The sequence below is a fragment of the Nonomuraea sp. NPDC049480 genome (assembly GCF_044465905.1).
Taxonomy (GTDB): domain Bacteria; phylum Actinomycetota; class Actinomycetes; order Streptosporangiales; family Streptosporangiaceae; genus Nonomuraea.
In genome coordinates, this window is sequence record NZ_JBITMD010000034.1 from 17977 (window position 1) to 31075 (window position 13099).

Below are 13099 nucleotides of genomic sequence, written 5' to 3' on the forward strand. Positions count from 1 at the left end.
ACCGAGGACGGCGACCGCGGCCTGACCGCCCCGCCGAGCTCGCGGGTACGGACATCATTTGACGCGCGTACATTCAGCCCTGGCGCCTCGGCCATCGTCCACGGCGTACATCCGTTCCGCAGGGCCATCCGATCCACCCACTACGCGAACGACTCGCCGTACGCCGGTGCCACCACCAACGCCAGCCGCCGGGGCCAGAGCGCCGCCATCTCCCGAGCCGAACCTCCTGCCGTACACGCCCCCACTGTCACTCCGATGGCCTACCGGCATGTCCGCTTCCAGATGGCGTGACGGACTGTCATCTTCAAGGCCGTCAGACCGTTGTCTGGACCCAGCGAAGATGACAGTGGGACTTGCTCCCGACCTGGGCACTGTCAGTTTGACGGGTGTCGAAGTATGGGTGGTCGCGTCATCGAAGTTGGCAGTACCCGGTCGAAGATCGCTTTTCCATGAGTGAAGCCGGGGCTGTCGATGGAAACCCCGGGTTTCAGCGGCGCTTCCTTGCGCGGCAGACGCGGCCGCCCTCGGCAGACGCCCGGACGTGGTAACTCCCGGGCATCTGATGCGACGGTGTCCGGGTGGTCGTTCAGCCGAGCTGTCGGGTGATTGTCGGGTCGGTAATCGCCGTGTCGTCGGCCAGGAGGAACGCCTTGGAAAGGAGCACTGACAATGTTCCCCCGTCGTCCTCGAACGGCAGGAAGACCGATCCGGCCGCGCGCCCGCTCGCCGGGACGATGCACAGGTACGCGTCGTTGGGCTCCATCAGGACGTTCGTCGACCCCAGATGGATCTTGTACGTCTTCAGATCACCCCGGACGAGAAGAAATCTGTCGGTCAGCTCCACCCGGGAGGCGATCTTCAGTTTCGGCAGCAGCCGGGCCAGCACCTCGCGCCGGGTCTTGGCCGTCTCCGTCAGCTCACCGAAGCCGTGGGAGCGCCAATAACGTTCGTGGCCGATCAGCGCCTGATCGTCGCGGGCGACCGAGGCCACGCCCACGGCGAGGTCGGCCTCGCGGAAGATCTCCGAAAGCACCAGCGGCGGCAGATCGGCCATCGACGCCGGTCGCCCGTCGCGGTGGAAGGTGATGCCCTCGGTGGCGCACAGCATAGGCTCGGCCCCGGGGTCGGAGACGATGTGCATGGCCCAGCGGGCCTGCCAGTCTGCCAGGTCGCGCACCACCTCGCCCTGGTCGCCGCCGTTCTCGTAGTCCCAGTTGCCGATCGACCGGCCGGTCCAGCCGCGCTGCCCCAACAGGGTCCGGGCCTGGCCATAGTGCAGAATGTGGCCGGCGAAACGGTTGGAGAAGGTGGCGGTTCGCTCCTCGGCGGGGGTCAGCAGGTAGAGCTCGCGGAAGACCTGCTTGAACGGCTGGCGTACACCATTGTCGAGAAGATGGTCGCGCCATGCCGCCACTTCGTCGGCGGTCGCGTGGATCGGGTGCCACAGGCCTGCCACGGCGTCGGGGGCGGGGCGGTGACCGGCCAGCTCCCAGCCACCGGCGGTCTTGACCGGCAGGGCCGCCGGGCCGCCGGCGATCTGCCAGACCAGGGTGCGGGCGTAGGGACCGGTGACCGGATGGTCGAGGAAGTATTCGGTCACCTCGCGCCAGTGCCACGTCCGTTCATGGACGATCGCCTGTTCCAGGCGGGCCCGCTCGGCCGCCTGAGCCAGCTTGAGCTCCTTCAGGACGGCCCGCAGATCGGACAGCTCCGCGCGCAGATCCTTCGGCAGCGACTTGACGGTCTTGCCGGCGGCGTTCACGTAGCGCAGGGCGGGCACCTCGGCGCACAGCCTGACCCGGTAGTCGCCGATCTTCTCCTCGCGGACGCCGTCGGTGTCCAGGCCGAAGGTGGGGACCGTCCGGTCGAGCAACTGCTCGCGGGTCAGCCCGTTCTCGACGGCCACCGCGTCAAGGGCGAGGCTCAGATTCCTCTGTACGGACCTCGCGCGCACCTTCGCCTGGATCCTGGACAGCGGGACGATCACATCGAGGCCACCCCTGCGGGCCAGGACGCCGACAGCGGCGTTGGTGACGGGCTCACAGCGGCATGTGGAGCCCATCCCGTTGCTGCCGGTGCCACAGGTCATCGCGACGTCGGTGACGAGCGAGGTCACCCAGCGCTCGTCGATGACCTGGCAGGTCCACAGGATGCCGCGCACCACGACGATCGTGTCCTCCTTGAGGAAGACCTTGTCCCACCACTCCTCGTCGTCATAGCGGACGACCCAGTCTCCACCCCGGTAGGCCGCCAGCCGCGTGAGCAGCTCACGGACCAGGGCGACTGCACCAGGGGTGAGCATCCGCGCGGCGTTCCTCAGCCACCGGGCGCTGGGTTTGGCCGAGCGGGCGGCGTTCCAGTGGCGGAACAGCGGCAGCACCTCGACCAGGCGCGGGCCATACTCCTCGGCCAGCATGCGGGCGAAGTGGTCGGTGTCCCCGATCTCGGTCCGGACCACCCCGGCCGGGCCGTTCTCGGCGGGCTCGGTGAGCAACTCGGTCACCTGCTCTGCCAGGAGCGCCCGCGCGTCCTTCAGCCACGGCCCCGACCTCAGCCAGCGCAGCAGGTCCCGGCGCAGCTGGTAGTCGAACCGGCGGGCCGCCGCGAGCGGGATCCGGAACAGCTCCTCGTAGCGGGTGTGCCCCTGCCGCACCCAGTACCCCGCCCGCTCCATGAGGTGATGCGCTTCCCGGTAGGTGAAGTCGATGTCACGCTCGGCCACCGACCGGACCACGCGCAGCACCCGCTCGTCGTAGTCGTGGCCGCCTTCCGGCCCCAACCAGAGTTTCATCTGCGCATAAGTGCCGTAGACCCGCCAGTCGACGCCGGGGCCGGGGTCGAGTCCCTGCTCGGTGAGCTCGTCGAACCGCTGGTAGGCGGCCCTCGTGGCCGGGCCCAGGTAGTCCCACTTGCCCACTGACGTCATGACACGGCTCCACTGGTGATCGGAAACGCTGGCTGATCATGGATATCAGCCGGGACTGACAGATTTCCCCTGTCTGCCTTGCGCTTCTCCCGGCGGGCCGGACCTGAGGAGAGGTGGCCCCCTGCCAGAGCGTTCCGGCCCAGGGGTGGTAGGGGCGTTGGTCCACAGCCATCGTCCACGGCCGGCGTCCGTCTCGCGGGACCGTCCGATCGACCGCGACGCGAACGACTCGCCGTACGCCGGTGCCACCACCAACGCCAGCCGTCGAGGCCAGACCGCCACCATCTCTCGGGCCGAACCTCCTGCCGTACACGCCGCTACTGCCAACTCCGATTGCGCGCTTCCATGTCCGCTTCCAGTTGCCGTGACGGACTGTCATCTTCAAGGCCGCCGCCAGACAACAACTGTCTGGCGTCTCGGAACTTGCTAGCGGAGCCAGGTCCTACCTGCGCGCTATCAATTAGACGTATGTCTAACTAGGGCGGCCGAACGTCATTCAACGTGATAGCACGATCCGAACACGGTTCGGGTGCCCCCACTGATTGCTCTTCCAGACGTCGCCTCTGAAAGCTCTGGCTCGTTCGCGACGCGCGCTTGTCGGCGCGACCGTGGACGAACTGGCTGTCGTCCGGCGCGATGGCCCGAGTGGTAGGGCGGGCGAGGGCCGAAGAGTAGAGGGCGAAAGGTGGCAGCCGCGCCGCCCGCGGGCTAGAGACGGGGTGCCCGAGCCGAGGCCGCGGCTGAGCGAACCGCGCCGTCCGCCGCCACGTCTACCGGATATGCGGATACTTCCAGCCACAGTGCTCCTCGTGCTCGCGGCGGCCTGCGGTACCGCCCGAGCGCCGGTCACTGCCGACGAGTTCGCCGACCGCGCTCGTGATGTCGCCGAACGCTGGCAGAGCTCGGCGGAGCGCGAGCCCTGGATCGAGGGGTTCGTCCCGCTGCGGAACCTGACCCTGGAGCCAGATTGGGGGCGCATGCCGCGGTGGGTTGGCCGGAGCCTGATCAACAGCGCCTGGAAGCTCGAGATCGAGCTCTCGGTCGAGGTGCCTGCCCCGGCCGTGCTGCGCTGGGCCGATGGGGGCACGTTGAGCGTCCCGGTCCTGGCGGCCACAGCCGCCTACGCCGGGCTCAGCAAGCCTAAGTCCTTCGTCGACGAGGAGTGCCCGGCCAGGGGCTGCCGGCCGTTGCGAGTGATCGCGGTGGCGCGGGGTGAGGCCACGATGCCCAGCAGCCGGGGGGACGTGCGAGTGCCCACGTGGGACTTCACCGTGAAGGGCGTGCCCGAGCCGTTCCGGCGGGTCGCAGTGGACCCGGCCGCGATGGGCGGGCCGCCCCGGCCGGTGAATGACGGGATCCAGGAGGTGCGCACCTACGAGGTGCACGCGCCGACTGAACTCCAGCTGAGCTACCTGCACGGCACCTGCGACACGACCTACGGCTCGCGGGTTCACGAGACGCCCGAAGCGGTGGTCGTGGACGTCGACGTTCGGCCTGACGACGACGTGGACTTCTGCAACGCGATGGGGAAGATCGACCGGATCGGTGTCACGCTGCGCGAGCCACTGGGCCGCCGGGTGGTGCTGGACTCCAGCAGCGGGGTGCCCCTGCTGTCGCAGAGCGATATCCACCTGGTCGAGTTCCAGAACTACGACCCACGCCGCTCCTAGTCGTGATCGAGCAGGCTGCGCGGGATCTCTGTGGCACCGCGGTAGTGGGAGGTGGCCTGGGTTCGTACGATCCAGTCGCCCAGCTTCTTCCGGATGGGCCCGTGAAGCTACTTGGCCTGCCAGAGTTAGCGTCCACGGGAGTGGTGTACGGGTTTGAACCTACTCGTCACCTTGATGCCCGTGAGGGAAGACCGGTGGTTGCGTCATCGAAGTTGGCAGTAGCCAGCCGAAGATCAACTGTCGGGAGAACATCACCTGCTTGAGCGCCTGCACCCCCGCCCGCGTCGATCGGCGCCGGCGTGTGGAACAGCACATCCGGCGCGACGAGCTCGTCGATCGTCTTGGCGATCACCTCCGCGTCGCCGCTGTTGATCGCCTCGTGGAAACGGCTGAACAACGTCTTGTTGCCGGTGACCTGCTCTGCTGACATGTGGCTTCTCCTCGTCCAGATGGCCGACGGCCGGCGGCGGCCGTCGCCTGTACGACGAAAGTGCGGCCACGAATGTGACACCCGTCGATGCCGCCCCGGCGGCGGCTCCGCCCGGGCCCACCATGAGCAGGGCGTAGCCGACGAGCCCGAGCGCCGCGATGGGCCCCGGGTCTCGTTGATGACAGGACGGGCTCAGACGGTGATGACGATCTTTCCTCGCGCGTTTCCCGCGACGAGGTGGCGCATGGCCTCCGGCGCCTGCTCCAGCGCGAAGGTTCGGTCGATGCTCGGCGTCACCTTGCCCGCCTCGATGAGGTCGCCGAGCCGTTCGATGTCACTGGCACGTTCGCTGGCGATGAGACCGGTCAGCCGCTGGCCGACGAAGCGTGACAGGACCAGGGCGCGCAGTTGCCGGTCGATGCCTCCTGTCAGCCGGCCGCCGTCCTCGCCGCCGACGAAGACGGCCGTCCCGGTGGGCGCGAGCGCGCGGCGCAGCCGTGACAGGGTGGGGTTTCCCGCGATATTGATGATCACGTCGTAGCGCTGGGCGCCGTCGGCGAAGTCGTCGCGGGTGTAGTCGATGACATGGTCGGCGCCGAGCGAGCGCACCAGGTCGAGCTTGGCGGGGCCGCACACGCCGGTGACCTCCGCCCCGGAGGCCTTGGCCAGTTGCACGGCGTAGCTGCCGACCCCGCCCGACGCGCCGGTGATCAGCACCCGCTGCCCTTGCTGGACCCGGCCGACGTCGCACACGGCCCTCAACGCGGTGACCCCCGAGATCGGGGCCGCCGCGGCCTGCTCGAAGGTGGCGTTCGCCGGCTTGCGGACCAGCTTGTCCTCGCGGGCCACGGCGTATTCGGCGAACGAGCCCGGGGCGACCCCGAACACCTCGTCGCCCACGGAGAACCTGGTCACCGCCGAACCGACCGCGACGACCGTGCCGGCGACATCGCGCCCCGGCACCGGATTCCTCGGTCTGCGGAATCCGAAGGCCAGGCGGATCAGATACGGCAGGCCCGCCATCACATGCCACGTGCCCCGGTCGAGCCCGGCCGCGTGCACCCGCAGGAGCACCTGGTTGCCGGTGACCTTCGGCCGGGCGATCCGCGCCAGGCGCAGGACGTTCGCCGAGCCGTAGGCGTCCTGCACGATCGCCCGCATCGTGCCGCCCGCCGTGCTGCCGCTCTGGCCGTCTGTCGCGGCGTTGCGCTGCTGAGATTCCATCATCGTTTCCCTTCGTGTGCCGGTGGTCTTCACGCGCGCCGTCCCGGCCCATCAGCGCCGAGGGGCGCGATGGAGATCACTTCGATGTTGACCGAAATCAGATGGGCCAGGACGCCGTGCAGGTGTGAGCTGTCACCGATGTCGCCGACCAGGCGGGTGACGCCGTCGCCGGCATGGTCGAGGGTGAAGTCGTCGAGCAGCGGCCGCAGGAGCCTGGCACTGACCCGGCCCCGGATCACGATCTCGTAAGTGGTCGGCTGACGCATGACCCGATCATCACGGCGAGCGGCATGACGTGGCCTCACACCGCCGGCCATCTCACCCGGGTGAGATCCGGGGCGGTAGGTTCTAGAACGTGAGCACGATGGGGGAGACGAACCTGGCGGCCACCAAGCTGCGCCCGCCCCCGCCGCCCGGTCAGCTCGTCCGCCGCTCCAGGCTCGACGACCTCCTCGACCGCGGCGTCGGCGGCCAGGCCCGCCTGGTCCTGGTGAGCGCCCCGGCAGGCTCGGGCAAGTCGACCCTGCTGGCGTCGTGGCTGGCCGGCCGGCCAGAAGCCGTCGCGTGGCTGCAGGTGGAGGAGAGCGACTCCGACCCGGTCAGGTTCTGGTCCTATCTGGCCGAAGCCATCGGGCAGGCGCACCCGATCGCCGCGAACGACCTGAAGGCGATCGTGGTCGGCTCGAACGGCGACGAGTTCGTGGTCGTGACCGCTCTGGTGAACCAGCTCGCCGCCGTCGCCGGCCCGCTCGTCGTCGTCATCGACGACTACCACCTGATCGACAACGCCGGCGTGCAGCGCGGTGTGGAACGCCTCATCGAGCTCTGCCCGCACCAGGTCACCATCGTGCTGTCCACCCGGATCGACCCGCCCTTCCGGCTCGGCCGGCTACGCGTACGCGATCAGCTGGCGGAGGTCCGGGGCGCCGACTTACGTTTCGACGCCGACGAGGCAGCCGGTCTGCTCGGCTCGCCCGCGCTCGACCGGGCTCTTCTCGATCAGCTCTGTGGCCGGACCGAGGGCTGGGCCGCCGGACTCGTGCTCGCGGGCCTGTCGCTCGAACGGGCCGCCGACCCCGGCGGGTTCATCGAAGCGTTCCGGGGCGACGATCAGTTCGTGGTCGACTATCTCCGCGACGAGTTCCTGGCCACGGTCGGCGCCGACGATCGGCGGCGCCTGCTGGAGACGTCGATACTCGACCAGTTCAACGGCGCCCTCGTCGATGCCGTCACCGGCGCGTCCGGGGGGGCGGCCTGGCTCAACGACACCGCGAGCGCCAACCAGCTCCTGATCGGTCTCGACCGCACCCGCACCTGGTTCCGCTACCACCACCTCTTTCGTGATCTGCTGCGGCTCGAAGCGCACCAGGCCTTCCCTGAGCGCGTCCCCGGCCTCCACGCCCGCGCCGCGGCGTGGTTCGAAGCCCAGGGCGATCACGGTCAGGCGATCGTCCATCGGCTCGCCTGCGGTGACCTCCACAAGGCCGGCCGGCTGCTGCTCGTGCACGGACCGCGGCTGATCGCCGGCGGCCAGACGGAGACCCTGCGGGGGTTGCTCGACCGGCTCGGCGAGGTGGCGAAGACCCTGACGTGGTGCGCTCTGATGTACGGCTGGTGCGAATACATCAGCGGTCGTTACGCGCGCGCCGAGGAGTGGCTCGGCATCATGCTCGACGCGGCGCCCGAGGGCTTCGACCAGACCCCGTCGATCTCGCTGCGCGTGAACATCCAGCTCGCCCGGGGTGACGTCGCCGCCGCGCTCGGCACCGCCCGGCAGGTGAGCGCGTCCCTGATGGCGTACTCAAGCGATCTCACGACCGCGGTCGGCGCGGCCTACGCCTGGGCGGGGCAGGCCGGCGAAGCCAGGCGGGCCCTGCGGCTCGCGGCCGAGATGGCCGCCGCCGACGAGATCAGGACGGCGCAGGTCCTGGCCCTGGTGTACCTGGCCGTGGTGGAGTTCGACGACGGCCACGCGGCGAGCGCTCAGAGCGCCGCGTGCACGGCGGTGGACACGGCGCGGCGGTTCGGGCTGGCCTCCTATCACGGAATCGCGCCCGCGTACGCGATCCGAGCCAGAACCGGCGAAGACCCGGCGCGCGCTCACGCGGACGCGACGCACGCACTGAGCCTGGCCAGACGGGCCTCCACCGATCTTGCCCTGGGCTTCGTCCTGACGGCCTGCGGCGACACGCTCATCGGCTTGGGGGATCCGGCCGGAGAGCCGCTCCTGGCCGAGGCCCGGGCCGTCTTCGCCCGCTGCCCCGACCCCGGCATCGCCGGTCGCTACCTGGCACGTACGCAATCCCGCCATGGCGTCGCCGAGGCGCGGGCCGGTCGCGTGGCCGTGCTCGCCGAGCAACTGACCGAGCGGGAGCTGGCCGTGCTGCGGTATCTGCCGGCGAACCTGTCGCAGCGCGACATCGCGTCGGAGCTGTACGTGACGCTCAACACCGTGAAGACCCATTGCCGGGCGATCTACCGCAAGCTCGGCGTCGGCGACCGCACAGCCGCCGTCCAGGCCGCACGCGACCTGCACTTGCTGTAGACCGTCACCCCTCCGCTCGATCAAGCTTCTCCCCGCTGCTCACGGCCGCAGCCTGACCCTGACGGCGAAAAGCCGTGCGGTGAGCTCCCGGCCGCGCGATAGTGCGAAGAACGAGCCGCGACGAGACGGAGGCGCTCGCTCAGGTTCGGTCGGGGTGCTCGGGCGCAGGTTCTCGAAGACGTACTCGCCGTCGTAGATGGTGAGGAAGTCCTCGCCGAGGGTGTAGCGCTGCGGGGTGTAGGGAGGCAGGCCGAGCAGGGACGCGACGGTGTCGCGGTGGCTGTGCTGCGCTTCGACCAGGCGGAAGAACCAGGAGTGGAAGGTCTCGCCGTCGGCCGGTGGCGGCACCAGGGCGAGCCGGCGCGGCGGCGGCCGGTCCGGTTGCCGTTCCTCGAGTTCGAGGTGATGCCGGATCATCCGGTGCTCGCACCCTGGCCAGAGGCGGGCGGGGCCTTCTTGGTGCGGCGCCGGGCAGCGCTCTGGCGGCGGGCTTTGGGTCTTGGCGTAGTCGACCTCGTCGTCGTGGCCGAGCACCACGCTGTCGAGGACGTAGCGGGTCAGCGCTTCGACGCCGGTGTCCATCGCCGTGTGAGCGGCCTCTTTGAACAGCATGGCCAGCGCGCCGATGTAGCCGGAGGTGTGTTCGTGCAGGTAGCGCCAGTGGTGCAGGGTCAGATCGCCGGGTGGGTGATCGAGCAGGATCAGGTTGCCCTCGAAATGTCGCACCAGCGACATCCAGGTGCGCTGCTGCTCGCGGGTAGCGATCGGAAACGGGGCCAGATGCTGCAGGTCGGCGAAGCGGGAACCGAACTGGCCGGCCCGCCCGCGCTCCTGTCCCTGCGTAGCGCTGCCTGCCTTGCCCGGTCGGGTGCGGGGCGGGGCGCCGTCGGTGAACAGGTTGCCCTGCTCCAGCAGGATTCCGGCGCCGACGATGGTGACCGCGGCGTGGTTGGCCAGGTTCTTGATGTGGTCGTTGGTCTCCTGGCCGCCGTCGCGGATCTTGTCCAGCATGTGCAGGTCGTCCAAGAGCAGCAGCTCGGTGCCGCAGGCCTCGATCGCATCCAGCACAGGATCGGTGAGGGTCCACTTCGTCGCCGTGCGGCCGGGGTTCGCAACGTGCAGGAACTTGCCGATGGCCTGCGACAGCATGCCAGCGGTCGCGCCGGTGCTGGCGCTGACATAGATCACCGGCACCCGATCACCGAGAAAGTCCCCGCGAAAGTCGGCCGGTGACACTCCGGGGTCGGGAGCCAGGTCGGGGTGGCGGCGACGCCAGTCCAGCTCGCACTCCTTGCCGATCAGCTTGAGCAGCGACGTCTTGCCGCAGTGCCCGGGCCCGTTGATGATCGCGCTGTGGAAGGTGGCGTCCTGGCTGTATCGACCCTGCGTCAGCTCCGGCTTCAGCGCCGCCAGCATGGGCCGGGCCGGCTGCTCATCGGTCACTCGTCTCCCGGGCCAAACCTCCTGCCGTACACGTCGCTACTGTCAACTTCGATGGCGCGCTTCCATGTCCGATTCCAGTTGCTGTGACGGACTGTCATCTCCAAGGCCGCCAGACAGCCGGACACAAGGGAGCTGGGGCTTGACGAATAAAATGAACGTACTTTTAATTCACATATGGGGCGTATCGCCGGTGTGACCGCCGCCGAGACACGCGCGCGGCTGCTGCGCGCGGCGGCCGACGTCTTCGCCCGGAGCGGGTACGACGGCACGCGCGTGGCCGACATCGCCACGGCCGCGGGCGTGAGCAACGGCGCGTTGTACGCGCACTTCGGCTCGAAGGCCGACCTGCTCGTGGCCGCGCTGCAGGCCCACGGGCGGCGGCTGCTGGCCGACCTGTTCGCCGCCGAACCGGACCGGTCGGTCACGGAGCTGCTGCTGGTGATCGGCCGCCGGCTGCCCCGCCGCTGCGACCCGCAGGGCTATCTCATCGTGGAGGCGCTCGTCGCCTCCCGCCGCGACGCGGACGTCGCCGGGCCGATGCGCGACTACGTGGGCGAGCGCGCCGACTCGATCGCGGGGCTCGTACGCGTCGCGCAGTCGGGCGGCGAGCTCGACCCCGCGCTGTCGCCGGACGCCCTCGCGCACTTCTGCCTCCTGCTCGCGATGGGCAGCGCGCTCGTCACGCCGGACCTGCACGCCGTCGACGAGGAGCAGTGGGCCACGCTGCTCGCCCGGATCGTGACCGCACTCGCCCCAGCCCCCAGTGCCCCCAGTGCCCCAGCCCCCAGTGCCGGAGACTTCGAGGAGCCGTGAGATGACCGTGGACGACCGCTTCATCCAGGACTACAGGGAATCGCCCGGGGACGTGCCCCTCGGCACGCGCAACGAGATCATCACCGGGCCGGTCTCGGACTGGGCGACCGACTTCTCCCATCACGAGCCCGAGTGGGTGGCGGATCCGTACCCCATTCAGGACGACCTGCGGCAGCGCTGCCCGATCGCGCACACCGGGCGGTTCGGCGGCGGCTGGCTGCCCACGCGGTACGAGGACGTCGCGGCGATCGCGTACGACACCGAGCACTTCTCCTCGCGGTCGATCATCATGAGCAACTTCCGGCCGCCGCGCGAGCTGGCGCCGATGGGCGGCTCGCCGCCGATCTCGTCCGACCCGCCGTTCCACCACGACGCGCGCAAACTGCTGCTGCCGGCGTTCACCAAGACCGCGGTGGCCCGGCGGGAGGAGGCCACCCGGGCGTTCTGCCACACGCTCATCGACGGGATGGAGGGGCAGGAGGTCGTCGACGCCGCCCGCGACTACGCCCAGCACATCCCGGTGCGGGTGATCGCCGACATGCTGGGCTTCTCGCCGGAGGACGGGCCGCGGTTCAGGGAGTTCATCGAGAACGCGCTCGAAGGCGTCAACCTGCCGCCGGAGGAGCGCATGGAGCGGATGGGGCGGCTGTTCGACTACCTGCTGGCCCAGATCCGCGATCATGTCGACAATCCGCGTGACGACCTCACGTCCTACCTGATCAACGCGGAGCTGTACGGCCGGAAGCTGGACCCGTCCCACGTGGCGGGCACGATGGCGCTGCTGCTCATCGCCGGGATCGACACCACCTGGAGCGCGATCGGCGCGTCGCTGTGGCACCTGGCCAAGACCCCGGCGGACCGGGAGCGCCTGGTGGCCGAGCCGGAGTTGCTGCCGACGGCGATGGAGGAGTTCCTGAGGGTGTACGCGCCGGTGACGATGGCGCGGCTGGTCAAGGAGGACATGCACTGGCGCGGGATCGACATGAAGGCCGACGACTGGGTGTTGTTGTCGTTCCCGGCGGCCAACCGCGACCCGGCGCAGTTCGAGCGGGCGGGCGAGGTGGTCATCGACCGTGAGGTCAACCGGCATGTGGCGTTCGGCCTGGGCATTCACCGCTGCGTGGGCTCGCATCTGGCGCGGATGGAGCTGCGGGTGGCGCTGGAGGTGTGGCTGGAGCGCGTCCCGGCCTTCACCCTCGACGACCCGTCGGCGGTGACCTGGGCGCCCGGCCAGGTACGCGGCCCGCGCACGCTCCCGATCCGCGTCACCCGGGCCTGAGCCTGCGGGCGTCGGCCACGAGAGCGACGGCCACGCCGGTGACGGCCAGGGCGACGGCGGGCACGATCGCCAGGCGGGGCGCGGCGACCAGCAGCGGCACGGCCTCGCTCACCATGCCGCCCCAGTCGGTCGCCGGCGGGGGCAAGCCGATGCCGAGGAAGCTCAGCGAGGTGACCGCGATCAGCGTGCGGCCGAAGTCGGCGGTGGCGACCGTGAGCACCGGCCCGGCGACGTGCGGGCCGATGACGCGGCGCAGCAGGTAGGACGGCGACGCGCCGATGGCCCGGGCGGCGAGCACGAAGTCCGACGTGGCCACGCGCCGGGTCGCCGTGTGCGCGACGAGGCCGCAGTTCACCCATCCGAACGGGACGAGCGCGGCCACCACCGCGCCGGGCCCCGGCGGCAGGACCCCCGCCAGCGCGAGGGCGAAGGTGAGCCCGGGCAGCGCGAGCGCCACCGCGGACGCGTGTCGCAGCAGCCGCTCCGGCACCCCGCCGGCCAGCCCGGCCACGGCGCCGGCCACCGTTCCTGACGCCGTGGTGAGCGCCGTGACGGCGAGCGCGATCAGCAGGGACACCGCGCCCGCCGCCGCCGTCCTGGTGAGCAGGTCCCGGCCGAGCTGGTCGGTGCCCAGCCAGTGCCGTCCGCCGGGCGGCAGCAGGGCGAGCGCGGGATCCGGCAGGTACGGGTCATGCGGCGACACCAGCGGCGTCAGCCCGCAGAACACCACGACCCCGGCCAGCAACGCGACCCCTGCCCGTCCTCCCGG

The 13099-nt window shown here is 70.1% G+C and carries 10 protein-coding genes; 4 read left to right on the forward strand and 6 right to left on the reverse strand.

The features are described 5' to 3' along the window. Positions 1-586 precede the first annotated feature (586 nt). Positions 587-2926, reverse strand: a complete 2340-nt coding sequence (locus ACIBX3_RS53130; protein ID WP_397128427.1) for a DUF4132 domain-containing protein — start codon at positions 2924-2926, stop codon at positions 587-589. An 800-nt stretch (positions 2927-3726) separates the two neighbouring features. Between ACIBX3_RS53130 and ACIBX3_RS53135 the strand changes: the two genes are divergently transcribed. Next, positions 3727-4596, forward strand: a complete 870-nt coding sequence (locus tag ACIBX3_RS53135) for a hypothetical protein (protein ID WP_397128428.1) — start codon at positions 3727-3729, stop codon at positions 4594-4596. A gap of 166 nt (positions 4597-4762) precedes the next feature. On the opposite strand, the gene ACIBX3_RS53140 is transcribed toward ACIBX3_RS53135, so the two are convergent. From ACIBX3_RS53140 to ACIBX3_RS53150, 3 genes are all read right to left on the reverse strand, one after another. Then, positions 4763-5026: a hypothetical protein gene (locus ACIBX3_RS53140; protein WP_397128429.1), complete on the reverse strand. Its 264-nt coding sequence runs from the start codon at positions 5024-5026 to the stop codon at positions 4763-4765. Positions 5027-5218: 192 nt separating this feature from the next. Next, complete coding sequence (locus ACIBX3_RS53145; RefSeq protein WP_397128430.1) at positions 5219-6253, reverse strand: NAD(P)-dependent alcohol dehydrogenase; 1035 nt, start codon at positions 6251-6253, stop codon at positions 5219-5221. 26 nt (positions 6254-6279) lie between these two features. Then, positions 6280-6516 carry a hypothetical protein gene (locus ACIBX3_RS53150; RefSeq protein ID WP_138664249.1) on the reverse strand — a complete coding sequence of 79 codons (237 nt, stop codon included), beginning with the start codon at positions 6514-6516 and terminating at the stop codon, positions 6280-6282. A 98-nt stretch (positions 6517-6614) separates the two neighbouring features. Here ACIBX3_RS53150 and ACIBX3_RS53155 point away from each other — a divergent pair, with 98 nt between their 5' ends. Continuing rightward, positions 6615-8795: a LuxR C-terminal-related transcriptional regulator gene (locus ACIBX3_RS53155; protein ID WP_397128498.1), complete on the forward strand. Its 2181-nt coding sequence runs from the start codon at positions 6615-6617 to the stop codon at positions 8793-8795. Positions 8796-8834: 39 nt separating this feature from the next. Here the strand turns inward: ACIBX3_RS53155 and ACIBX3_RS53160 are convergent, their stop codons facing one another. After that, positions 8835-10238 carry a TniB family NTP-binding protein gene (locus tag ACIBX3_RS53160; RefSeq protein ID WP_397128431.1) on the reverse strand — a complete coding sequence of 468 codons (1404 nt, stop codon included), beginning with the start codon at positions 10236-10238 and terminating at the stop codon, positions 8835-8837. 174 nt (positions 10239-10412) lie between these two features. On the opposite strand from ACIBX3_RS53160, the gene ACIBX3_RS53165 reads away from it, so the two are divergent. Both ACIBX3_RS53165 and ACIBX3_RS53170 read left to right on the forward strand, forming a co-directional pair. Beyond that, positions 10413-11051, forward strand: coding sequence for a TetR family transcriptional regulator (locus tag ACIBX3_RS53165; protein WP_397128432.1), 639 nt, complete (start codon positions 10413-10415; stop codon positions 11049-11051). A 1-nt stretch (position 11052) separates the two neighbouring features. Next, on the forward strand, positions 11053-12330 hold the full coding sequence (locus ACIBX3_RS53170; protein WP_397128433.1) for a cytochrome P450: 1278 nt from the start codon (positions 11053-11055) through the stop codon (positions 12328-12330). Here the strand turns inward: ACIBX3_RS53170 and ACIBX3_RS53175 are convergent. Beyond that, the gene (locus ACIBX3_RS53175) at positions 12317-13075 is read right to left on the reverse strand and encodes an ABC transporter permease (protein ID WP_397128434.1); all 759 of its coding nucleotides are present in this window, start codon (positions 13073-13075) and stop codon (positions 12317-12319) included. The two genes, ACIBX3_RS53170 and ACIBX3_RS53175, sit on opposite strands and share 14 nt — an antisense overlap. Between the last annotated feature and the right edge of the window lie 24 nt (positions 13076-13099).